The 22055-nt window shown below is 63.2% G+C and carries 18 protein-coding genes; 6 read left to right on the forward strand and 12 right to left on the reverse strand.

Going from position 1 to position 22055, the window contains the following annotated elements; translation table 11 throughout:
* The 7 genes from ACTHQS_RS05370 to ACTHQS_RS05400 form a co-directional block, all read right to left on the reverse strand.
* Entirely contained in the window at positions 1–1476 is a 1476-nt protein-coding gene (locus ACTHQS_RS05370; RefSeq protein WP_440166762.1) for a gamma-aminobutyraldehyde dehydrogenase, read from the reverse strand.
* 45 nt (positions 1477–1521) lie between these two features.
* Positions 1522–2598 carry a proline racemase family protein gene (locus ACTHQS_RS05375; RefSeq protein WP_440166764.1) on the reverse strand — a complete coding sequence of 359 codons (1077 nt, stop codon included), beginning with the start codon at positions 2596–2598 and terminating at the stop codon, positions 1522–1524.
* On the reverse strand, positions 2595–3512 hold the full coding sequence (locus tag ACTHQS_RS05380; RefSeq protein WP_440166766.1) for a dihydrodipicolinate synthase family protein: 918 nt from the start codon (positions 3510–3512) through the stop codon (positions 2595–2597). The genes ACTHQS_RS05375 and ACTHQS_RS05380 overlap by 4 nt, the downstream gene beginning before the upstream one ends.
* Positions 3513–3580: 68 nt before the next feature.
* Entirely contained in the window at positions 3581–4843 is a 1263-nt protein-coding gene (locus ACTHQS_RS05385; protein WP_440166768.1) for an NAD(P)/FAD-dependent oxidoreductase, read from the reverse strand.
* A gap of 51 nt (positions 4844–4894) precedes the next feature.
* On the reverse strand, positions 4895–5761 hold the full coding sequence (locus tag ACTHQS_RS05390) for an amino acid ABC transporter ATP-binding protein (protein ID WP_440166770.1): 867 nt from the start codon (positions 5759–5761) through the stop codon (positions 4895–4897).
* Positions 5758–6495 (reverse strand): amino acid ABC transporter permease, encoded by a 738-nt coding sequence (locus ACTHQS_RS05395; RefSeq protein WP_142118072.1) that lies wholly within the window; start codon positions 6493–6495, stop codon positions 5758–5760. Before ACTHQS_RS05395 ends, ACTHQS_RS05390 begins: the two co-directional genes overlap by 4 nt.
* A 34-nt stretch (positions 6496–6529) precedes the next feature.
* A complete protein-coding gene (locus tag ACTHQS_RS05400; RefSeq protein WP_142118070.1) occupies positions 6530–7384 on the reverse strand; it encodes a substrate-binding periplasmic protein in 855 nt (284 codons plus the stop codon).
* Between ACTHQS_RS05400 and ACTHQS_RS05405 the strand changes: the two genes are divergently transcribed.
* Positions 7368–7727, forward strand: a complete 360-nt coding sequence (locus ACTHQS_RS05405) for a hypothetical protein (protein WP_440166772.1) — start codon at positions 7368–7370, stop codon at positions 7725–7727. The genes ACTHQS_RS05400 and ACTHQS_RS05405 overlap by 17 nt on opposite strands.
* Before the next feature lie 109 nt (positions 7728–7836).
* Here ACTHQS_RS05405 and ACTHQS_RS05410 read toward each other — a convergent pair whose 3' ends face one another.
* Together ACTHQS_RS05410 and ACTHQS_RS05415 are read right to left on the reverse strand one after the other, a co-directional pair.
* Entirely contained in the window at positions 7837–8433 is a 597-nt protein-coding gene (locus tag ACTHQS_RS05410; RefSeq protein ID WP_440166774.1) for a short chain dehydrogenase, read from the reverse strand.
* A 3-nt stretch (positions 8434–8436) separates the two neighbouring features.
* A complete protein-coding gene (locus tag ACTHQS_RS05415; protein ID WP_440166776.1) occupies positions 8437–9150 on the reverse strand; it encodes a GntR family transcriptional regulator in 714 nt (237 codons plus the stop codon).
* 526 nt (positions 9151–9676) lie between these two features.
* On the opposite strand from ACTHQS_RS05415, the gene ACTHQS_RS05420 reads away from it, so the two are divergent.
* Positions 9677–11182: a CoA-acylating methylmalonate-semialdehyde dehydrogenase gene (locus tag ACTHQS_RS05420; RefSeq protein ID WP_235008751.1), complete on the forward strand. Its 1506-nt coding sequence runs from the start codon at positions 9677–9679 to the stop codon at positions 11180–11182.
* 93 nt (positions 11183–11275) lie between these two features.
* On the opposite strand, the gene ACTHQS_RS05425 is transcribed toward ACTHQS_RS05420, so the two are convergent.
* A complete protein-coding gene (locus ACTHQS_RS05425) occupies positions 11276–12799 on the reverse strand; it encodes a PucR family transcriptional regulator (RefSeq protein ID WP_440166778.1) in 1524 nt (507 codons plus the stop codon).
* A gap of 124 nt (positions 12800–12923) precedes the next feature.
* Here ACTHQS_RS05425 and ACTHQS_RS05430 point away from each other — a divergent pair, with 124 nt between their 5' ends.
* Both ACTHQS_RS05430 and ACTHQS_RS05435 read left to right on the forward strand, forming a co-directional pair.
* Complete coding sequence (locus ACTHQS_RS05430; RefSeq protein ID WP_440166780.1) at positions 12924–14282, forward strand: aspartate aminotransferase family protein; 1359 nt, start codon at positions 12924–12926, stop codon at positions 14280–14282.
* Between the two features lie 602 nt (positions 14283–14884).
* Positions 14885–16741 (forward strand): APC family permease, encoded by a 1857-nt coding sequence (locus ACTHQS_RS05435; protein WP_440166782.1) that lies wholly within the window; start codon positions 14885–14887, stop codon positions 16739–16741.
* 310 nt (positions 16742–17051) lie between these two features.
* Here ACTHQS_RS05435 and ACTHQS_RS05440 read toward each other — a convergent pair whose 3' ends face one another.
* Both ACTHQS_RS05440 and ACTHQS_RS05445 read right to left on the reverse strand, forming a co-directional pair.
* Entirely contained in the window at positions 17052–17705 is a 654-nt protein-coding gene (locus tag ACTHQS_RS05440; protein ID WP_440166784.1) for a hypothetical protein, read from the reverse strand.
* Positions 17706–19059: 1354 nt separating this feature from the next.
* Positions 19060–19290, reverse strand: a complete 231-nt coding sequence (locus ACTHQS_RS05445; protein WP_440166786.1) for a hypothetical protein — start codon at positions 19288–19290, stop codon at positions 19060–19062.
* Positions 19291–19676: 386 nt separating this feature from the next.
* Here ACTHQS_RS05445 and ACTHQS_RS05450 point away from each other — a divergent pair, with 386 nt between their 5' ends.
* Positions 19677–20471, forward strand: a complete 795-nt coding sequence (locus tag ACTHQS_RS05450; RefSeq protein ID WP_440166787.1) for an IclR family transcriptional regulator — start codon at positions 19677–19679, stop codon at positions 20469–20471.
* Between the two features lie 875 nt (positions 20472–21346).
* Entirely contained in the window at positions 21347–21877 is a 531-nt protein-coding gene (locus ACTHQS_RS05455; RefSeq protein WP_440166789.1) for a putative glycolipid-binding domain-containing protein, read from the forward strand.
* The last annotated feature ends 178 nt before the right edge of the window (positions 21878–22055 follow it).

The following is a 22055-nucleotide window of genomic DNA, read 5'->3' on the forward strand; positions in this document are numbered from 1 at the left end:
CTACCCCTCCAGGGTGAAGATGGTGCGGTGCCACTCCTTGGCCTGCTGTCCGGTGAGGTCGAACATGACGTGCTTGACCACGGTGTATTCGTCGAAGGAGTAGGTGGACATGTCCTTGCCGAAGCCGGACTGCTTGAAGCCGCCGTGTGGCATTTCGCTGATGATCGGGATGTGGTCGTTGACCCAGACGGCGCCGGCGCGGATTTCGCGGGTGGCTCGCAGGGCACGGTAGACATCCTTGGTCCATGCCGAAGCGGCCAGGCCGTAGGGGGTGTCGTTGGCCAGTTCAATGGCTTCGTCGTCGGTGTCGAACGGGGTGACGGCAAGGACGGGGCCGAAGACTTCGTCGCGGAAGATTTCGCTGTCCGGGGTGGCGTCGGCGACCAGGGTGGGCCGGTAGTAAGAGCCTCCCGCCAGGTCCCCTTCAGGGATGCCGCCGCCGATGACGCGGGCGTAGCCGCGGGCCCGGTCCACCATCCCCGCGACGGTTTCCTGGTGCTTGCGGGAGACGAGCGGGCCGAGGTCGGTGGCGGGGTCGGCAGTGGGCCCGAGCTTGACCTTGGCGTACAGGTCGGCGACGCCTTCGATGAATTTCTCGTAGAGCGAGCGGTGGACGATGGCGCGGGTGGCGGCCGTGCAGTCCTGCCCGGTGTTGATCAGTGATCCGGCGACGGCACCATGGATGGCTGCCTCAAGGTCCGCGTCGTCGAAGACGACGAAGGGGGCCTTGCCGCCGAGCTCGAGGTGGACGCGCTTGGCGGTGGTGGCTGCGGCGTCCAGGACGGTCCGGCCTACGGAGGTGGACCCGGTGAAGGAGAGCATGTCCACGTCCGGGTGGCGCAGCAGTTCGGCACCGATGGTGGAGCCGCGGCCGGTGAGGACGTTGATAACGCCGTCAGGGACGCCTGCTTCGGTGGCCACTTCTGCGAACAGCAGGCTGGTCAACGGCGTGATCTCCGCAGGCTTGAGGACGATCGTGTTGCCGGCGGCGACGGCGGGCAGGATCTTCCAGGCGGCCATCTGCAGCGGGTAGTTCCAGGGTGAGATGGAACCGATCACGCCGATCGCTTCGCGGCGGATGGAGGAGGTGTGGTCGGGGGAGTATTCGCCGGTGGCTTTGCCTTCGAGGTTGCGGGCTGCGCCGGCGTAGAAGGCGATGTTGTCGATGGTGCCGGGGACGTCGAATTCGCGGGTGAGGCGGATGGGTTTGCCGGCCTGGCGGGATTCGAGCTGGGCAAATTCTTCGGCGCGTTCTTCCATGAGCGCGGCAAACTTGGTGAGGACGGCGGACCGTTCACCGGGGGTGGCACGGGACCAGGCGGGGAACGCGTCGCGGGCTGCCTGCACAGCTTGTTTGACGTCGTCGCTTCCGGCCAGGGTGATGGTGCGAATGGTTTTGCCGTTGGACGGGTCGATGACGTCCACGGTTTCGCTGGTGCTGCCGTCGGCGAGTTTGCCGTTAATGAACTGGCTCACAACTCCTGCTTTCAGTTGTTTCGGAAAAGTGTCTAAGTGGGTGCTTTAGGCGCCCGGGGCCCAGATGTCGCCGACGGTGTAGCCGGAGGGGAAGGGGTCGGTGGGGTCCAGCAGCCATTGGGTGCGGCCGGTCACACAGCCGCGGCCCCGGATGGTGGGAAGGACCGCTTCGCGGCCGCCCGCCGTCGTTGTTCCTGTCAGCTGCCCGATGAATTCGCTGCCGATGATGCTGTGGTGGGAGAAGTCTTCGCCGATGGCCAGCTGCCCACGGGCGTGCAGGGCTGCCATCCGGGCCGATGTGCCGGTCCCGCAGGGGGAGCGGTCCAGCGCACCAGTCCAGGTGGACGGGTCCGACGGGACGAGTTTGCCGTTGGACAGCACCACGGTGTTGCGGTCCTGCCGGCCGGGAACGCGGTCGCCGGTGTGCAGCATGACCAGGTTGACCCCAGAAATCAGCGGATTGTCCGGGTGGACGCAGGCGATCTGCTCCAGCGCGGCCATCTTGATCAAGGCACCGGCGCGGGCAAGTTCCTTGCCGTTGTCCGGGTGCAGTTCCAAGCCGAGGTCCGCTGCCTTGGCCTGTGCGAAGAACTGGCCGCCGAAAACGACGTCGACGGGCACTGTGCCGAACTCCGGCACCTCGAGCGGGAAGTCGAGTTCGACGACGAACGCCGGGACGTTCACGACGGTCACCGAGAGGACCTTGCCGTCCTGGACCTTGGCGATTGCCTGGACGATACCGACGGCAGTGTCGATGGTGACCACGGTTTCCGGTCCGCGGACCGGCACGATGCCTTCCTCCAGGGCCGCGGTGACGGCGCAGATGGTGTTGGATCCGGACATCGGGGTGAAGCCGCCCTGTTCCAGGACCACGATGCCAAAGTCGGAGCCTTCGTTGACCGGAGGCAGGAGGATCACCGAGCAGAGGCCCGGGTAGCCGCGCGGCTCATGGAGCATGAGCCGGCGCAGCCAGTCCAGGTTGTCCTTGCAGTACTGCAGGCGCTCCGCCATCGTCTCGCCCTGCACGAGGGACGCGGCGGAGGTCAGGATCCGGCCCGGCTCGCCTTCGGCGTGGACCTCGATGGCGTCGAGGGCGAGTTTGGTGGCGGAGCGCGCGGTCATGCTGCTACTGCCGGGAGGACGCCTGCGTTGCGCAGGATGCCGGCGAAACGCTCGCGTTCCTCGGCGGGCAGCGGCTGGATGGGCAGGCGGGCCGGGCCGACAGGTTCGCCGATGAGTTCCAGGCCTGCCTTGATGCCGGCCACGTAGTTGACGGACTCGAGGAAGTCGCTGATGGCCCACAGGTGCTTCCATAGTTCGCGGGCGCGGACCAGGTCCTTCTGTTCGGCCAGGGTCTCCCAGAATTCGACGGCGAGTTCGGGCACAATGCCGGCGGTGCCCCAGACGGAGGCTTCGGCGCCGGAGGCGATGCCGAAGAACGTCAGGGTGTCCCAGCCGTTGAAGGCCTTGATGCTGTCGGTGTGGTTGGCGAGGAGTTCGGCCAGGCCCACGGCGTCATCGGAGGTGTTCTTGATGTAGTCCACTCCGTCGATCTGGCCGAGCTCGGCCAGTTCAGCGGCGGTCAGCTGGATGCCGGTGGCACCGGGGACGTTGTAGTAGACGATCGGGATGTTGATGGACGCGGCGACGGCGGAGAGGAACGTCTTGAGGGTGCTGAGGTCCAGGGGGTCGTAGAACGGCGGGACCAGCATGATGGCGTCCGCGCCGACGGCTTCGGCGTGCTGGGCCAGGTCGATGGCGCCTTGGGTGGAGAGCGCTCCGATGCCGGCGACTACGGGGATGCGTCCGTCGGCGCCTTTGACGTAGAGCTCGATGACGCGGCGGTACTCCTCGGGGGAGAGGGTGGTGAATTCACCGGTGGTACCCGTGGGGACGAGGCCGTGGATGCCGGCGGTGACCAGGCGCTCCACCTGGCGCTGCAGAGCCGCTTCGTCGATGGCGGAGCCGTCCTCGGTGAACGGGGTGGTGACGGCGGCGAGGATGCCGCGGAGTTCCTTCTTGGTGCGTGCAGACATGGTGTGGTGCTTCCTTTCAAAAGGTGGTCAGGCCGCTGTTGGGCGGCAGGAAATTTGGGGGTCCGGTACTAGTGAACCGGGACTGGCTGGCGCTGGACGCCGCGGAAACGGTCGGCCCTGAAGGGCTGGAGGGTGGGTGCCATCCTCCCGCGGACGATCAGATCCGTCAGTGCCGAAGCCGTTCCGGGGGCGAGGGTGATGCCCATCATGCCGTGGCCGGTGGAAACGTACGTGTTCTGCAGGTGTCCGAGATTTCCGATCACGGGGAGCCCGTCCGGTGTCATCGGCCGCATGCCGGCCATCGGCGTCGGCTTGGTCGCGGGCGGCTCCCAGTTGCGGAAGTACTTCGCCGGGGCCCGCAGGATCGCATCGACGCGGACCTGGTTGATCTTCTCGTCCAGGCCGCCGAACTCCATGGTGCCGGCCAGGCGCAGGCGTTCGTTGAACGGGGTGACCGCCACTTTGGCGTCCCAGAGGTTGACGGTGCTGCGCAGGCCCAGGGCGGGAACCTCCACGCTGTACCCCTTCCCGGGACGGACGGGCAGGGGCACTCCGAACTGCTTGGACAGGTTTCCGCTCCAGGCGCCGGCAGCGAGGACGAAGTTGTCGCCCGTGTAACGGTTGCCGCGGCTGTGTACTGCGGTGACGCGGTCCCCGTTGCGGTCCACGGCATCAATGGGGGCGTTCTCGATAATCTTGACACCCATTGCCACCAGCCGCTGGTGCAGCGCGGTGGCCATTGCGCCCGGATCCACGTGGCGTTCCTGCGGGAAGTAGATGCCGCCCAGGACCTCGTCGGTGAGCAGTGGTTCCTGCTCGTGCACCGCGTCCCGGTCCAGTACGCGTGGCTGGCGTCCGTACTGGGATGCCAGGTCGAGGTTGTCGACGTGGTGGTCGAAGTTGTCCTGCTCCATGAATGCCATGAGCAGCCCGTTCGTGTGCATTTCGAAGTCCATGCCGTCGGCGCGGTACTCGTCAAAGATCTGCAGGGTGTCGGCGGCAAGCCGGAGGTGGCCCTCGAAGCCGGCGCGCTGGTCGCGGGCGTTGGACTTGCGCCACATGCCCAGCATGAATCCTATGAAGGCTGGATTCAGGGACGGCCGGATGTAGAGCGGGCTGTCCGGGCGGAGCATCCATTTCATGGATTTGAGGACGACGCCGGGTCCGGGCACGGGTGCCGATTCCGCGGGGCAGATCCACCCCGCGTTGACTTTCGACGCGCCCAGGCCGGTGGCCCGGGCGTCAATGACGGTGACGTCCTCGCCCTCGCGGGCGAGGTGGTAGGCCTGGGTGAGGCCGATGACGCCGCCACCAATCACTACGGTGTGCACAATGGTTCCTTTCTTGGTCCGGGGCAGAGGGGCTGTTCCGGACCGGTGGGCCTAGAAGCGGACGGCGTCCACGAATTTCTTGAGGTCTTCGTTATCGCACTTGTCGAACGCGGCCTCCGGGGTGGCGTTGACGGCGATTTCGCCGTTGTGGAAGAACACCACCCGGTCCGCGGCTTTGGAGGCGAAGGCCATGTCGTGGGTGACCAGGGCGACCGCGATGCCGTCCTCTTCCTTGAGCCGGCGCAGGACGTCGAGTACTTCTGCCGCGACGGGTGGGTCCAGGGCGGAGGTGATTTCGTCACAGAGCAGGAGCTTGGGCTTCATCATCAGGGCCCGGGCGATGGCGACGCGCTGGCGCTCACCGCCGGAGAGTTGGGTGGGCTTGCTGAGGATGTGGTGGGCCATGCCTACTTCGCCCAGGGCGGCTTCGGCCCGGTCGCGGGATTCCGAGGCGGCGGCGCCGCGAACCTTGCGGGGGGCAAGGACGAGGTTGTCCAGCACGTTCATGTGCGGCCAGAGCGTGTAGGCCTGGAAGACCATGCCCACTTCGGAGCGGATGTTGTCCCATTCCTTGGTGCGTTTCTGGTCCGCGAAGACCGTGTGCCCGTCGATCAGGATCTGGCCCTCGTCCGGGTCGGTGAGGCCGGCCAGGGCGCGAAGGAGGGTGGATTTGCCGGAGCCGCTCTTGCCGATGATGACGGTGATGTCGCCCTTGTTCATCTCGAAGTCGACATTCTTGAGGATCTGGCGGGGTCCAAAGGCTTTTTGGAGGCCGCGGGCTTCCACCAGGACCTGCCGATTCCCGGTGAGCTGGGGGGTGGCCTCGAGCGCTGTCACCTTGATGCCCTTCTGTTCGGTTCCATCATTGTCCTTCTGCTGCTGGACCGGAGGAAGCCCGGTGCTCAGTGAATGGCTCATGCCGGCACCACCGGACGGGTTCCGGGCATCATTCGCGATGCGAGCCTCCTGGGCGCCGGGGCACCCATGCCGGAGCTGTTCTGCATCCTGCGTTCGATGGAGCTGGTGATCAGCGAAATCGGGAAGGCGATGGCGAAGTAGACGCCCGCTGCGAGGGTGAAGACTTCCAGGGCCCGGTAGGTCTGGGAAGAAATCGTGTTGGAGATGAACATCAGGTCCGAGACGGCAATGGTGGAGACCAGCGCCGTGTCCTTGAAGAGGGAGATGTTCAGGGAGAGGATGACCGGCAGCTGCTGGCGCAGGGCCTGCGGGACGATGATGTAGCGCAGCTGCTGGAAACGGCTCAGCTGCAGCATCCTGCCGGCTTCGACCTGTTCAACCGGAACGGACTGGAAACCGCTGCGGTAGGTTTCGGCCATGAAGGCGGTGAGGTTCGCCGTGAGGGCAATGACAGCCGACGCGTATCCGGGGAGCGTAACCCCGGTGAGGGCAGGCAGTGCGTAGAAGATCCAGAACAGTTGGACCAGCAGCGGGGTGCAGCGGAAGATCTCGATGTATCCCTGGGCGGCCCAGCGGATCACCTCGATCTTCGACATGCGGCCCACTGCCAGGGGCACCGCGAGGATCATGCTGATGACGATGGTGATCACAGTGATCTGGAGGGTGAGACCCAGCCCCTGCATCATTGCAGGGAAGGCGTTGGCCACCACGTTCCAGTCGAAGTTGTAGTTCATGTCTTGGCTCCTTGGCCGCGTTGTTCCTGGCGGATCACTTCTTGGCGAGGTCGCCGAGGTTGTTGACCTCGAAGTAGTTGACCTTGGTGTAGGCCTGTGCCAGAGTGCCGCTCTTCTGGGCGCGCTCGATGGCGATGTTCACGATCTGCATGGACCGGGCGTCGACGCCGGCGGGAACCCCGTAGGCGGCGGTGCCGGAGTAGATTTCAGGCTTGGGGACGATGATCTTCAGGGAAGAGTCGGCCTGTGCCTGGGACTCTGCGGTGGGAAGGTCGGTAAATTCTGCCACCGCGCGTCCTGCCTGGATAGCGGAGATGGCGTTGGAGTAGGAGTCCATCGGCATGATGTTCCCGGTCAGGCCCTTCAGCGTCGCCTCGGGTGCTGCGCCCTGGGCGGTGGCAATCTGTCCGCCGCTGCTGATGACCTGGTCGCTGGTGGTGAATGGGGCATCCGCCTTGACGACGAACACGCCGGGGTATTCGTAGACCGGGTTGGTGAAGGAGATCGCCAGTGACCGTTCCACCGTGTAGTCCAGGTTTGCAGCGAAGTCGTAGCGGTTGGCCTGCAAGCCTGCCACGATGTTCTTCCACTCCGCGGCTACCGGAACCAGCTTCACGCCCAGCTGCTTGGCCAGTTCCTCGAGGGGAATGAGGTTGGGGCCGCCGAGGGTCCCGTCCGGCTGCTGGGTGGTCATGGGCGGGGCGATGGCCACGCCGACGCGGAGCTCGCCGCGCTTTTTGATGTCATCGATAAAGGAGCCCTGGGCGGAGACTGATGACGCTGCCGTGGCACTGTTGCCGCCGAACATTTTGCCGCCCAATGTGCCGCCAATCCCCCCGAGGACCAGGACGGCCAGGATGGCGAGGACAATCTTGCTTGTTTTGGTCATTTTAAAACCCTCTTTACAGGAAACGGGTCAGGGGGCCGGCGGGAAAAACAAAGGAAAATATGCCGACTGGATGGAAGTTTTTCTGATCGGACGCGGCCACCATGCTGCCGTGCTGTCCTGGGGGCGAATGGCTGAAGATGTTGCCATCCGAAGGTCGTTTGGTTGTTTTATTGTCTTACAATCAGCTTCGTGCTTCAAGAGTAAACCTGTGACCGGCGCCACGTCCAGTGGCTGCTGCAAAAAAGGAGAGTGTGAAGGAAATAAAGCTGTAACGCGGCTTCCGCGTGCTTCCGGGGCCGGGGCCGGCGAGGGGGTGAGGAAGACCGCGAATGTAAATTCCTGATGACCGCGCCGCAGAGGACTGCCACTGGAAACAGCAAAAGCCGGCCTTCACAGGGTGAAGACCGGCTTTTGCGGGGGTTGCCCGGGGGAGGGGTGCGCGCGCTGCCTGTCTACTGGTCCAGGGCGTACGTCTGTCCCGTCTGGATGCCTTCGACGGACTTTACGTACGCGCGCCCCACCGTTTCCGCGGGAACCTGTTGGAATCCGGGGAAGTAGTCGTGGTAGCCGGTGGCCTCGGCGAGGACCGAGGGGCTGACGGCATTGATGCGGATACGGCGCGGCAGCTCGGCCGCGGCCGCCATGACAAAGGATTCCAGGGCGCCATTGGCCAGGGAGGCTGCGACACCGGTCAGGATGGGTTCACGGGCAAGCACCCCGCTGGTCAGTGTGAAGGAGCCGCCGTTGTTCACATACTCCACGCCTATCTGGACCAGGTTGACCTGGCCGAGGACCTTGTCCTCGAAGCCGGCCCGGAAGTCTTTGTCCGTGAGTTCTTCGAGCGGCTTGAAGGGGACGGAGCCGGTGCAGGATATGACGGCGTCCACGCGGCCTACCTGGTCAAACATCCGGCGGATGGAGTCCGGTTCGGTGAGGTCGACCGTGACCTGCCCGGAGCGTGAGGCTTCGATGATCTCGTGCCGGTCCCGCAGGGCCGAGGCGGCCGAGGACCCGAGCAGGCCGGTCGAGCCTACGATCAGAATCTTCATGGGTTAGCTCTCTTTCTGTGGGATTGCGCTGCCCAGCAGCGGGATGAGTTCCTCCGCGCTGCGCATGGTGTGTTCGCTGAAGGCTTTCCGGATGACGTCGAGGTCCTGGGTTCGAAGGGCCTGAACCAGCTTTTCGTGGACCCGGTGCGCGCGGACGGGGTCTGCCCGTGCCGCCTGGTCCTGGGCAAGGATGATGGTCAGGTGCGCTTCGGTGACCGGCCAGAGTCGCAGCAGCAGCGCGTTCTCTGAGGCGGCCCACAGGCTCCGGTGGAATGACACGTGGCTTTCGTGCCGGATGACCGGGTCCGGATCCATCTCCACGCGGCTGTACTCGGCCCAGCTGTCCTCCACCATTTTCATGCGGCGCCCGGAGTCATCCTCCACGATCGCGGTGGCGGCCAGCATGTCCAAGGCCATGCGGGTGTTGGCGAGGTCCATGATGGCTGCTGCGTCCAGGGTTGCCACTCTGAGGCCGCGGTACGGCTCCTGGACCAGGAGTCCTTCCTGGGCCATCTGGTTGAGGGCTTCTCGGACAGTGGGCCGGCTGACGTTGAGCCATTCGGAAAGCTGGACCTCCGTGAGCTTCTCGCCGGGCTTGATGGTGCCAAGCACAACGGCGCGCCGGATCTCATTGACGACGCCATCCCTGCGCGACACCGAGGCCACCGGGGACATCCGCAGAGGAAGTGCCGCAGCTGACATGTTTGATTCCGCCATGAGCTTCCCCAATACATTCGAAAGTCGACTACTGCGTGTGCAGATTGTCAGACAAACTCTACCGCTCTTCCGACTTCGCGTATACAGGGATATCGAACGAGTCTTTGGAACGGGCAACTGCAGCCCGGAGCCAGCGGGGCACCCATGTCCCGGGCAGGCCATTGATGGGCGGCATGAGGCTTCCCTCTCCTATGAAGCGTGCCTCGGCGGCGGCTGGGAGGGAAGCTTTGGTTGCCTCTTCCCCGGCCGGGTTCCACCATCCGGTTTGGGGGCAGTGTTCCCCGGTACGGGCGGCGCCTGGGGGTACAGAAGGGAAGTGGCTGCGTCGTTTCATTGGGCTCCTCAAAGACTTGATCCTGCTGTGGCCTCCACGGTAGGGACGTCCGCTGGCTGCGGCCGCCTATACATGTGTCGAGCCGAAACGGCACCAAGCTCCAAATGGAGTCCCCGCGAGCGTGCGGCGTCCCCGTACCGTTGCTGCAAAGCCGCTCCGGCAACACTCCCTGAACTGAAAGCGAGCAACAGCGTGACCGCGAACGAAGAACTTCCCGTCCTGTCCCACTGGATCGACGGCGCCGAGGCCCTTTCCTCGGGGGACCGCACCGCCCCGGTCTACGACCCGGCCCGCGGCATCGAAACCAAACGCGTCGCCCTGGCGAATGCCTCGGACATCGAAACCGCCATCTCGTCCGCCCACAAAGCCTTCCCTGCCTGGCGTGACCTCTCCATCACCAAGCGCCAGCAGATCCTGTTCCGCGTCCGCGAACTGCTGAACGAGCGCAAAGGCGAGCTCGCCCAGATCATCACCGCTGAGCACGGCAAAGTCGTCTCGGACGCGCTGGGCGAAATCACCCGCGGCCTGGAGGTCGTGGAACTGGCCACTGGTTTCCCGCACCTGATCAAGGGCGAGCACTCCGAAAACGTCTCCACCGGAGTGGACGTCTACTCCACCAAGGCACCCCTCGGTGTCGTGGGCATCATCAGCCCGTTCAACTTCCCGGCCATGGTTCCCCTGTGGTTCCTGCCTGTCGCCATCGCCGCCGGCAACACCGTCGTGCTCAAGCCCAGCGAGAAGGACCCCTCCGCCGCCAACTGGCTCGCCGAACTGTTCACCGAAGCAGGCCTTCCGGCAGGCGTGTTCAACGTCCTGCACGGAGACAAGGAAGCCGTCGACGGACTCCTCGAGCACCGCGACGTCAAGGCGATCTCCTTCGTGGGCTCCACCCCCATTGCCCAGTACATTTACGAAACTGCAGCCAAAAACGGCAAGCGCGTCCAGGCGTTGGGCGGCGCGAAGAACCACATGCTGGTCCTGCCCGATGCCGACCTCGACCTGACTGCCGACGCCGCCATCAACGCCGGCTTCGGATCCGCCGGTGAACGCTGCATGGCCATCAGCGTCGTCGTCGCCGTCGAGCCCGTCGCTGACGAACTGATCGAGAAGATCACCTCCCGGATGGCGACCCTGAAGATCGGTGACGGACGCCGCAACTGCGACATGGGCCCCCTGGTGACCAAGCAGCACCGCGACAAGGTGGCGTCCTACATCGACATTGCCGTTGAGGATGGCGCAAAGGTTGTGGCGGACGGCCGCGGCATCAACGTGGACGGCGACGAGAACGGCTTCTGGCTCGGCCCGACCCTGATCGACGAGGTCCCGGTCACCTCCCGCGCTTACACCGAGGAGATCTTCGGCCCGGTCCTGGCGGTGGTCCGCGTCCACAGCTATGAAGAGGGTCTTGACCTTATCAACTCCAGTGCGTACGGCAACGGCACGGCTATTTTCACCAACGACGGCGGCGCGGCCCGCCGCTTCCAGAACGAGGTGGAAGTGGGCATGGTGGGTATCAACGTGCCAATCCCGGTTCCGGTGGCGTACTACTCCTTCGGAGGGTTCAAGGATTCCATCTTCGGCAGCTCCAAGGCCTACGGCCTCCAGGGCTTCCAGTTCTTCACCCGCGAAAAGGCCATCACCTCCCGTTGGCTCGACCCGAGCCACGGCGGCATTAACCTGGGCTTCCCGCAGAACTAGGGCAGCACCCACAGGATGTCAGCACCTGGCACTGGGCCCTGACAGCGAGGACCTCCGGCACACCTGCCGGAGGTCCTCGCCTTCGTTTCCGGCCTATTCCAGGAACTGAACAGCCGCGTACAGCTCCAGGCGGTCCTGCATGCTGTCCAGGTTCAGTCCAAGGATTCGGCCGGCAGTATCAATCCTGTTCCTGAGCGTATGGCGGTGCACTCCCAGACGGCGCGCTGTCTTGTCCCAGGCACAGTTATTGGCAAACCATTCCCGTACGGTTTCCAGCAGTTCCGTCTGCTCGGCCGCGTCATGGCTGATCAGCGGCTGCAGCAACCCCCGGGCCACCGGGCCGGCCTTCTCCTCGCGAAGCAGGCCCAGCATGCCGCCTGTCGAGAGCTCGGAAAATTCGACGACGGCCCTGCCCACTTCAGCTGCCCGCCGCAACGCACGTGTGGCTTCTTCCAGGGCACCGGCAAGCCCCTCCATTGGTGCCTCGGCCGAGACACCACACGTCGCGCCGTGGCGCCCCAGCAGCTCCAAAACCTTCCCCTGGTGGGCCTGGCCCGCCAGGATCACCAGGACCTCGCCCCGCAGCGCATAGAACACGGCACCCCGGTGGTCGTCCGCCAGCAGCTCCAAGGCCTCCAACAGGTTTGGCGCCGGGCTCTCCTGCCGGGAGACGGTCACCATCAGCGGATCCCGTGGCAGCTGGCCCCACACCTGGCGGGCTGTGCGGAATGCGACGTCGGTGCTGCCCGCCAGCAGCTGCTCAAAGACACCGGCGCGCAGGTGCCTCCGTGCCGTGTCCAGGGTCCGCGCCTGCTCCAGGGCCAGGCTTGCCAGGCCGATCACGCTGTTGACGATGTCCGCCCGGGCCGGGTCCAGGGGCTCGATGGCACCCAGCACGAGGGCGCCGCGCAGGTTGTCTTTGCGGCCAAGAGTCTGCAGGGTCACCGACTGGCCGTCAACGTCGAAGTGCGAGGCCGAGCGGGTCCCTAATTCCAGCGCCTGCCGTACCTTCCGGCCTACTCCAGCCGCGATCTCCGACGGGACGGGACGGTTGCGGGGCATGCGCACATAGTTGCCCGCGGCATCGTACAGGGCCACCCAGCTGTGAAGCTGTCGCTCGAGCTCACCGAGGATCGAGGTCAACCCGTCGGGCCGCAGGGCTGCCCGCGAGATGGCACGCTGGGCCTGCAGCGACCACTCGGCACGTGCGTGCTCTTCCCGCGCCAGATAGTCCGCAACAGTGCGGATAATGGCGATGAACGGTGTCCGGTCCGGTACCTCGACCAACGGAAGGCCCTGATCCCTACAGGCTTCCTCGAGGCCTGGAGGCAACGTCCCGTGGACCACCTGGGTGGCAAAGCCCAGTCCCACGATGCCATGCTCCACAAGCCGGCCCACATAGTGCTCATACCCCTTCCCGAACTCACCCTCGACGGGAAACTGGGTACCGTCCGTCAGCAACAGCTGGCCGGAGTCCAGGAACGGGGTGGGGTCCGCCAGGTCAGAGCTGTGCACCCAACTGATTGACTGCTCAAGGCGAGGTGCCCCGAGGTCCGGCACCACCAGCCGCAACTTCAACGAGCGGCTGCGGAGGAGGATATTAAGGTTTGGCGGCATGTTGATCCCCGGTGTGAAAACGTCGAACAGAAACAGATGGGTTGTACAAACGTATACGGCACTAGCCCTGACGGAAAGCGGATGATGAAGGAACTTCCCATTCCACTTACCGAGAGGAAACGCCATGGTCGCCAACCAGGCACTCCTGCCCGCAGCAGACGCCAAGACGTCGGCCGCTGTATCCCTCAGCAACGCCGACGTCGTAGCCCTCGACCGGGCCAACGTCTTCCATTCCTGGTCCGCGCAGAAGTCCCTGAACCCTATGGCGATCGCCGGCGGATCCGGCAGCACCGTCTGGGACCATGACGGCAACACCTACCTGGACTTCTCCAGCCAGCTCGTCAACACCAACATCGGCCACCAGCACCCCAAAGTCATAGCCGCCATCGCCCAGCAGGCCACCACCCTGGCCACCGTGGCACCCGCGGCCGCAAATCACGTCAGGGCCACCGCCGCAGCCAAGATCCTGTCCCACGCACCCGCCAACATGGAAAAGGTGTTCTTCACCAACGGTGGTGCAGACGCCAACGAAAACGCCATCCGGATGGCCCGCCTGCACACCGGCCGCGACAAAGTCCTTTCGCGCTACCGCTCCTACCACGGCAACACCGGCGCTGCCATCGTTGCCACCGGTGACTGGCGGCGCATCCCCAACGAATACTCCCGCGGCCACGTCCACGTCTTCGGCCCCTACCTCTACCGCTCCGAGTTCTGGGCCGAAACCCCCGAACAGGAAACCGAGCGCGCCCTCCACCACCTCCGTCGGGTGATCCAGGCCGAAGGCCCGCAGTCCATCGCCGCCATCCTGCTGGAAACCGTCCCCGGCACCGCCGGCATCCTGGTCCCCACACCCGGCTACCTCGAAGGCGTCCGGGCGCTCTGCGACGAATACGGCATCGTGATGATCCTCGACGAGGTCATGGCCGGCTTCGGCCGCACCGGCGACTGGTTCGCCTTCGACGCCTTCAACGTCACCCCGGACCTCATCACCTTCGCCAAGGGCGTCAACTCCGGCTACGTCCCCGTAGGCGGCGTCATCATCTCCGGCGACATCGCCGCCACTTTCGATGAGCGGGTCTTCCCCGGCGGGCTCACCTACTCCGGGCACCCGCTCGCCGCGGCCTCGGTGGTGGCGTCCATCGAAGCCTTCGAAGAAGAAGACATCGTCGGCAATGCCGCCAGGATCGGCCGCGACCACCTCGAACCCGGCCTGCTCGCACTGGCCGAAAAGCACAGCGTCATCGGAGAAGTCCGCGGCCGCGGCGTCTTCTGGGCCCTGGAACTCGTCCAGGACCGGGACTCCCGCACCCCTGTCAACGCAGAGTACATGGGCCGGCTCAAGGCTGAACTGCTCCGCCTGGGCCTGCTGCCGTTCCTGGCCGACAACCGCCTCCACGTGGTGCCGCCCGCCGTCGTCACGGCAGATGAGGTGAAGCAGGCGCTGGCCATCTACGATCAGGCTTTCACCGCCATGACACACTGAAAAAATCTGCGGGCCGGCGTGCTCTTAGGCCCAGGGTGCCTATGAGACGTAGATCCTTGTGGTGCTGCCTATCCCTGCGATAGGCAGCACCATGTTTCGTGACGACAATGGACTGAAAACGTGAGAACAATGTCTGAGTACGAGCAGGACAGATCGAATCTGCCGCTCTTCTACCATCCCTTTACACACGCCCCGGGGACGGACGCGATTCCCACCGCTCGGGAACAGGCCCGTGTATTGGCCGCAGGCAAACAGCGCCGCTCCCTCGGCAGCAAGGCCCGGAGAACCCGCGTCAACCAGGTCGTCGACGACCTCACGCAGATGGCACTCCTTAGACGCGCCTCCCGTGGCGCACCCCAGGACCGCCATTTCTTATAAACCTGAAAGACGTTCCACGCCGGAAGGACGTCCTTGGCATTTCCTGGAACGGCCGGATCAACCGACCCCAAAAGCGGCGGCAGGGGAAGTGCCAGGAACAAAGCCAGCCAGCAAGCGCAGTCAAAGCCGAATCGACAGCTGAAACGTCTACATCGCGTGAAGTCCGGAAGCCGGATACTGGTAGGACAAAGGAGTCATATGGACACTCGAAAAATAATGCGCCCATGAGGGAAGCTTATGAGGCGAGCGACGCCCAGCTGAAGAAGCAGATCGGACTTTTCGGCCTGATCGCGCTTGCTGTCAGCGTTCAAATCGGTTCCGGCTGGCTCCTGGCCACCCTCGCCGCAGCAAGTATCGCCGGACCTGCCTCGATTATCACCTGGGTACTGGGCGCCGTCTTCTTCGGCGTCATCGGAGCGGCATGGATGGAGCTGGGAACCATGCTCCCGCGCTCGGGCGCAGGCGTCCGCTACCCCAGACTCACCCACGGAGCATTCCTGAGTTGGTTCAACGGGTGGGGTTACCTGATTGCGGCGCTGGCACTGCCCGTTATTGAAGTCCAGGCAATCCTCACGTACGTCGGGGGCAACTGGCCTGAACTAGGACTCCTCACCGAAAGCGACGGGACGATGATCCTGTCATGGCCCCGGGGAATCGTGGCAGGTTTCGGGCTCCTCATTGTCTTCTTCATCCTCAATTCCTTTGGCGCGAAAGTCCTGAGCGAGTCGAACAAATACATCACTATTTGGAAGCTCGTGATCCCACTCGTGGCAGCGACGCTGATGTTCTTCGCTTTTTCCTCCGCGAACTTCACCATCGGCGGTGGCTTCGCCCCTCAAGGTGCAGGCGCTATCCTCGGCGCACTTGCCAGCGGCGGCATCGTGTTCGCCTACTCCGGCCTCCGCCAGATTCTTGACTTCGGCGGCGAGGCAATCAATCCACAGCGGAACATCCCGATCGCCATCGTGGTCGGAGGACTGTTGATTCCCCTGGTGATTTACATACTTCTGCAGATCGGATTCGTGGGAGCCGTGAACTGGGACGCGGCCAACGTAGCGTCAGGGGACTGGCACGCTCTCCTTGGAAGCCACTGGGCTTCCGCGCCGTTGCTCAACGCCGTCACCGCCGCCGGTTTCGCGTGGTTTTCCGTGGTCCTGCTCTCGGACGCAGCACTCTCGCCAATGGCCACGGGCTGGGTGTGGCTGGGCATTGGCGCACGGTCCACGTACTCCATGTCGGTAAATGGGGAGCTGCCCAAAGCACTTCAACGGATCAACCGGTTCGGCACACCCATCGTGGCGCTGGCCATATGCACAGCTCTGGGGATGTTCTTCTTCTTTCCGGCCCCAAGCTGGTACTCCTTCGTTGGTCAGGTTTCGATCGCCCTGACACTGAGTTACCTAATGGGTGGGCCAGTGCTCGTTGTCCTTCGGCGCACCGCACCTGAGCTCCCACGCCCATTCCGGCTCAAGGCCGCCACCTTCTGGGCCCTCGCCGGATACGTAGCCAGCCTGTTGCTGATCTACTTCGCCGGCTGGGTCTCTCTCATCAACCTTTTCACCGTCGTATTCTTCGCGCTTCCGCTCTACGGCGGCTACGCAAGCGTTCGGAGCGGGTGGAGCCGTCCTCTGCCCAGCTGGCTGCTCTCCGCAGGCTTCACTGTCGCGTGGATCTGGGTAGCGGCCGCCGGCGGCTGGTTGTTCACCCGGAACCAGGAACAAGCCCCGGGCTCATGGTCTTTCCCCATCTATTTCAGCGCCATGGTCATAGTCGCTGGGCTATTTCTAGGCGGCCTGTACCTGTCGAGCAACACGAAGGGGCGGGGTCACATCCGCGGCGGCCTGTGGATAGTCGTCACCTTCCTGACGACGCTCCTTATTGCCTACTATGGACAGTTCGGCCCCCTAGGCGAGCCCGCGCTGGGAAATCAAACTGACATCCTGACCATGGCAGCCCTCGCTGTCGGGACGTTCTTCTGGTCTGTTTGGGCCGGCGGCCCAACTGAAGAACTTGCCTCCCTCCTGGCTGCAGAGAAGTTGGAGAACATCCAATGTACTTCCCACGGCCCGAGCACGCGGTAGAAACGGATGCCCACGAAGAGCCAGAGATAACGGGAGCCTGCGTCAAGGCGCGTTCTTCCTCCCCATCACGGACGAACCGCTGCCACATCTGATTCCTATTCGACGTTCAGCCCGAGCCCGCTTTCCGGGCCACTCCCGAGGCTGGAATCGAGCCGCAATTCGCTAAAGCCGTCGCCAATTGTCCTAGAGGCGTGTCGGTTGGAAATCAGGCGAAGCCCCTTTCGAAGCCCTCTCCCCCGTCCATTTCAGCACGCCGATAATGCAGATTCTGTAAGGCTGGGGGAGTGGATACCTGCATCGTGTCCGTCTGCTAGTCCTGCAGGTCGTCCGTTCGAAGGGCGTGCTCGACGCGGCCGAGGATTCGCGTAAGCTCCCGGTTACCCTTAGTGAGCGCCTCTGTCATCGACTTTAGGTTGCCAGGGTCGCGCAGTGACATCGCTTTTGCGTCTGCATAATCCAGGACGTAGACAAGCGGCTCCGCTGGCCCGAAGGGACCATCGAATGCAATCGTCACTGTGTGCCGGTGGAAAGTACGCTCTTCGAAAATTTCGACGTGCGTCCCCAGACTCCACCTCATCTCCCGGCCAGGCGGGATCGAGGCGAACCCGTTTGTGAAGCCCGGGAGGTCCAGAAGGCTCTCGTCCATCGTGAAGGCGGACGAGCGTTGGATAGGTGGGTCCATAGTCACTCGCACATTGGTTGCAACGGTGGGCCCCTCATTCTTTAACACGAGATCGATCAGGTAATAGGAAACCGGATCAACCCGGAAATCGATCCACAGATAGGGCTGCTGCTGGTCGCGGTAGAGCTGTTCTTGGATCTCGGTCTGCCGCTTCGCCAGGGCTACTTGCTGTTTGGCAGACTCAGCTTGCATCTTTGCTGATTGTGCCTGTGCCCTTGTCCAGATCAATGCCACAACTGCCACGACTGCAGCCCCAAGTGATACCCAATCCCCTGCCTGCATTCGGCTATTCCCCCTTCGTAGAGACTTGGACGATAGCAGCTTCATTCCATTCAGTTGAGCTTGGGTAGGTGTGGATCCACACGTTGTGTCAGATTCTGGTCTGAGACCTAGAGGCGGAAGTATCAAGAATTACGTCTCTGTCCGCTCACTCTGACGTCAGGTTTGGGTGTAGACCGCCCGGGCATCCTGTTATCCCGGAGGGCTCTTCCCGGGCCGGAACCCTCCAGAATTGCTAACAGGGAATGGTTTCCGTGGCTGCATCGCCCCGCACAGCAGCAGGGCTTGGTCGGTCACCGACCGACATGCAGTAGCGCTGCTCAGAAGCCAAGCGCAAAAAATTGGGTCTATGCCCTGCCAGAATCACCATGAGGTAGACGCGAAGTACTCTCTGACTCAAAGAAGGGGGACCAGTTCGGAGCTCTCACTGACGCCGCTGCCCACATCACCTCTAGTGTTGTCGGCAGGAAGACCTCACGCGCCATCCAGGCTTCACGCACGGAAATGTCCACATCCGGTAGGAGAACCGCCACGGCACCGAAGCCTCCTCGGATTCGTGCGTGAATCGAAAGTGTATCCATAAACGACTCGCCGAACTTGTCGGAGTTGCCGAACAAATGACCTCGAAGACGCATAGTACGAGCCGCAGCAATCAACTTACCCGAAGCGAGACGTTCGAGGATTAAGCCCTCCAAGACACTACACAACCAAGAGGCTGCAGGTTCACGGCTCGTCACCTGAGTCGGGAAACCTAGAGCACAGCTTGAATACTGGACCAGTTCCTCTGTGGCGAAGGCATCCGCTAGATCAACTAGAGCCCACTTCTGTTCGATGTCTTCGACGCTACATCTCCGAGGTGGAGGGACGAGCCGACGTCCAGCGAGGATCCACCCAATCTCGGAAGCAACGCGTCCTCTTTTCCGGTCATTGCTGTGGTACAAGCTTCAAGAAGTCCATCGAGGTAAGGAATTCTCAGTCCGTAGTGTTCTAAAGCTCGTTGGGTCAAGAGCCTCAGCCCAACTGAGGCACCTCTCCAATCTTGCGCGGTGTAAGCGAGCAATGTGCCGTGGAGCTCACGAAATGGGGCGGAATAGTTAACGTTCGGAACGACCTGTTCACTAGCAAACAGTCCGATGGCGCAACGGCAGAGTGTTCGGGCTGGCCGGCAGCTGGTCACCGTGTCGTGAGTCAAGAAGCTCTTAAACCAAGCGACGGTCTCGGACGGCCAATCTATGGAGCGATGAGCGTTTGAGCTAGAAGCAAGCCCCGCCCGGGGTTTCAGCGCCCTAGAAGAAGGAGTTCGCACTGGCCTGCATGAGATTGCCATCGCAGTCCCTGGAACGTCCGGACAGGCGGCTCAGGCAGGGCAGGAGGCGTCGGTCGTGAGGTCGAATGTTCCGTCCGGGAAGACCGTGAGCCTGAAGAAGGCCCGGCTGTCGAGCCCTGACCCTTTGCTGATGAGCCAGACCATAACTTGGGCGGTGGCGCTCCCGTCGGGGTTGAAAATGCTCTGCCCGTTCTCCTTGTAGATGTAGTGGTTGCCTTGGGAGCCGAGTCCGGTTCCCGTGACCGTGGCGTTGCCGATCATCGCAGAGACGCCGACAGCAGGAGAACTGCACGCCCCTGCGCGGCGACTCCCCAGGCGCCGGTAGCGAAGGACCCTCGCGTCCTTGACTCGATCCGCGAGGGTCCTTCTTAGCTGCACCACACATTGGGGGAAACGTGCGCTTGGCCAGAAGCAAAAGTAGTACCCGGAAGGCTAGTTTCCTAATTGGCGGCATCCGGTGCTGCCCTCTCGCGAAGGACCGGGCATGTCAGGATGCCGGACAGTCTTTTCCTGGAGTCTTCGTGCCGCCGGTAATGGCGGGGCATACTGGGGCCATGGCTGATAAGCACGATTTTTTGTCGTGGGCACGGACTAGGAACGGGGCCGGATTCCATTCGTTGCTGTCGTCATTGGAGGGTTGAGCTCGTATGGCTAATTCGCCGAGCGGTGAGTCGGTGGTCGCCCGGCTTGCCCGCATCGTTGCCGCGTTTGACCACGACCACGAATTCCTGAATCTGACCTCCGTCGCGCTACGGACCGGTCTTCCATTGTCCACGGCCCAGCGGCTTGTGGTTGATCTGCTGGCCCACGGTTTCCTGGAACGAACCGCCGACGGGCTCCTTTGTCCCGGACCCCTCATCCGGCAGCGCGGTGCACCCGGACCGACAGAGGCGTTCGTGCGTTTACGCAACGCTGCCGTTCCCTTGATGGAATCGGTGCACGCAGTACTCAAGGCGCAAATCACCCTCGCGGTCTTGGATAAAGGTGAGACGTTGTACCTGGAGCGGATATCACGCGGTTCGACGGCTACCAACATCACTCAGAAGGTGGCGCGCCTGCCGTTGACGAGTACGCCATCGGGGCTGGTTCTCCTCGCCCATCAGCCCCCTGATTACCAGGAGTCGTTCCTCGCCTCAACGCCCGGCGAGGGTGAAAACCTGCGGCCGGTGTTGGCGCAGGCCCGCCAGGCGGGATACCTCACCCGTCCAGGCATCGTCACCGAAGGAACCATCGCGGTTTCCGTTCCTGTCCTCGGTGACGACTCTGACGGGCTTCCCGCCGCACTGACAGCGGTCATCCCCGAAGAAGACGCCCAGATCCCGCTGACAGTAGCAGTGCTACGGTCAGCCTCGTTCGCAATATCCGCAGCCATGAAGTCCGAACATGCAACCGGTGTCAGCGAGCCGCGCCCGGAAAGCCTCCTCAGTTCCCGCCGACTCTAATTATCCCGTTCAACGGGAACTTCGGATGTTAGGGGTCCGTCGGGTTGGCAGAATTTTTGCACGGCGTTTTGGCTGTCGCTTCGTATCCGATCCCCGCGGATGCGACGCGGGGCTGGCAGGCGGTCCCTCCCCCAAGGCCCGTGCCTGCCAGCCCACACTGCGTCAAGATGCTGCCCCGGGCAGTGGCTGATCCTGGCCGACATACTCCGGGCCGTGACCGGCCGACCGTATTTTTGGGGGCCTCCCGTATCACTTCGAGAAGCAAAGTTGCCAGAGATGCCCAAAGAACCGGCTGTCGTCCCTTCTGCGCGCCCGCCTGAGGCCACCGACGCACTCCCTTTCGCACCGTTTTTCCTCGAATACGCGACCAAGGGAAGCGTTGGCTGGTTCACAGTGGAAGGGACGAGTATCCCTGACGCCATCGTCAAGGCGAGCGGTGCAATACAGGGCCTGGAATGCATCAGGGCGGCCCTGCGACAGGCCCCGGACAGGAGAGTTGGCTTTGGTGAAGGTATGGTCCTCGCTCTCTACACACCAGCCAATGGCTGGAAGAGCGCGACGGCAGGGTTGGAATGGCTCTTCCACTGATCCCGCCCGGTGTCCGCTAGCGAAGCGATTCCGGGGACCCGGGCTCTAGTTCACGTGATTCGTTGCTGACCAGCCGCGCCTTCAGGTACCGGGCGAGGTTTTCACTGCCTTCGTCCATTACTTTTTTGTGGTTCCACGCGGCAGTGAGATGCAGCCGGCGCCCGCCAATGTTTCCCCTGTGCGTGCTGGTCCTGATAGCCGCCCCGGCTAGGTGTTCCTACGACTACCCCGTCCTGCAACTTCGATAGAGACTGTTGCTATCACGGAAGCGGAGGGAGAGGTTGACTGTGGGCTACACCTGGTACGGCATCAAGACGCGCAGCATCGAACGTCTCCAGTTCACGATGGGCAGAAAACTCCAGGCTCGATCCATCATCACCTCCCGTGAGGGGCGCTGCGACTACGAGGCAACCCTTGATGGCCAGTGGGTCTTTCGTGAGCTTACGCTGCGTTGTCACGACGATCGGCGACTTGAGGTCCAGCGGAGGAGCGACGGAACCTGGAGCGTCAATGGCCAGCTACGCCCCGACCTGGAGGGCGCAATTGACATCGACTTGGCATTCAGCCCCTTCACGAACACTCTGCCGGTTCGGCGACTCAACCTCGCCATTGGGTCCCGGGCAGAGATCACCACGGCCTATATCGACGTCCCCTCGCTCCGGGTGCTGCCAGACCCGCAGGCGTACACCAGAACATCCGTCAATCTATACCTCTATGAGTCACTGGACAGCGACTTCAACTGCCAAATCAAAGTCGATCCTGACGGGTTCATCATCGACTACCCCGGCCTGTACACGCGAGGTTTACCCCCTGGCTAGTCCCGGAACCCGCTGTGGTTCCAGCAAAGATCCACAGGTCGATATGTGCCAGATCGCCATAGGGTTCGGGCTATCTGACGCTGGTCACCCATAACCATCCATCTGATCTCCTCGGACAAGAAACAGCACCACCGCTCAGAGTCAGAGGCTTCTATGTGCGCATGCGAAAGGCGCCACT

This window comes from Arthrobacter sp. SAFR-044 (assembly GCF_051965175.1).
GTDB lineage: Bacteria > Actinomycetota > Actinomycetes > Actinomycetales > Micrococcaceae > Arthrobacter.

Excerpts from the sequence above, each read along its gene's own strand:
- ACTHQS_RS05435 (WP_440166782.1), top strand. The coding sequence starts at position 14,885 with ATGAGGGAAGCTTATGAGGCGAGCGACGCCCAGCTGAAGAAGCAGATC.
- ACTHQS_RS05400 (WP_142118070.1), bottom strand. The coding sequence starts at position 7,384 with ATGACCAAAACAAGCAAGATTGTCCTCGCCATCCTGGCCGTCCTGGTC.
- ACTHQS_RS05390 (WP_440166770.1), bottom strand. The coding sequence starts at position 5,761 with ATGAGCCATTCACTGAGCACCGGGCTTCCTCCGGTCCAGCAGCAGAAG.
- ACTHQS_RS05450 (WP_440166787.1), top strand. The coding sequence starts at position 19,677 with ATGGCTAATTCGCCGAGCGGTGAGTCGGTGGTCGCCCGGCTTGCCCGC.
- ACTHQS_RS05430 (WP_440166780.1), top strand. The coding sequence starts at position 12,924 with ATGGTCGCCAACCAGGCACTCCTGCCCGCAGCAGACGCCAAGACGTCG.
- ACTHQS_RS05395 (WP_142118072.1), bottom strand. The coding sequence starts at position 6,495 with ATGAACTACAACTTCGACTGGAACGTGGTGGCCAACGCCTTCCCTGCA.
- ACTHQS_RS05375 (WP_440166764.1), bottom strand. The coding sequence starts at position 2,598 with ATGACCGCGCGCTCCGCCACCAAACTCGCCCTCGACGCCATCGAGGTC.
- ACTHQS_RS05380 (WP_440166766.1), bottom strand. The coding sequence starts at position 3,512 with ATGTCTGCACGCACCAAGAAGGAACTCCGCGGCATCCTCGCCGCCGTC.
- ACTHQS_RS05445 (WP_440166786.1), bottom strand. The coding sequence starts at position 19,290 with ATGATCGGCAACGCCACGGTCACGGGAACCGGACTCGGCTCCCAAGGC.
- ACTHQS_RS05440 (WP_440166784.1), bottom strand. The coding sequence starts at position 17,705 with ATGCAGGCAGGGGATTGGGTATCACTTGGGGCTGCAGTCGTGGCAGTT.
- ACTHQS_RS05410 (WP_440166774.1), bottom strand. The coding sequence starts at position 8,433 with ATGAAGATTCTGATCGTAGGCTCGACCGGCCTGCTCGGGTCCTCGGCC.
- ACTHQS_RS05425 (WP_440166778.1), bottom strand. The coding sequence starts at position 12,799 with ATGCCGCCAAACCTTAATATCCTCCTCCGCAGCCGCTCGTTGAAGTTG.
- ACTHQS_RS05415 (WP_440166776.1), bottom strand. The coding sequence starts at position 9,150 with ATGGCGGAATCAAACATGTCAGCTGCGGCACTTCCTCTGCGGATGTCC.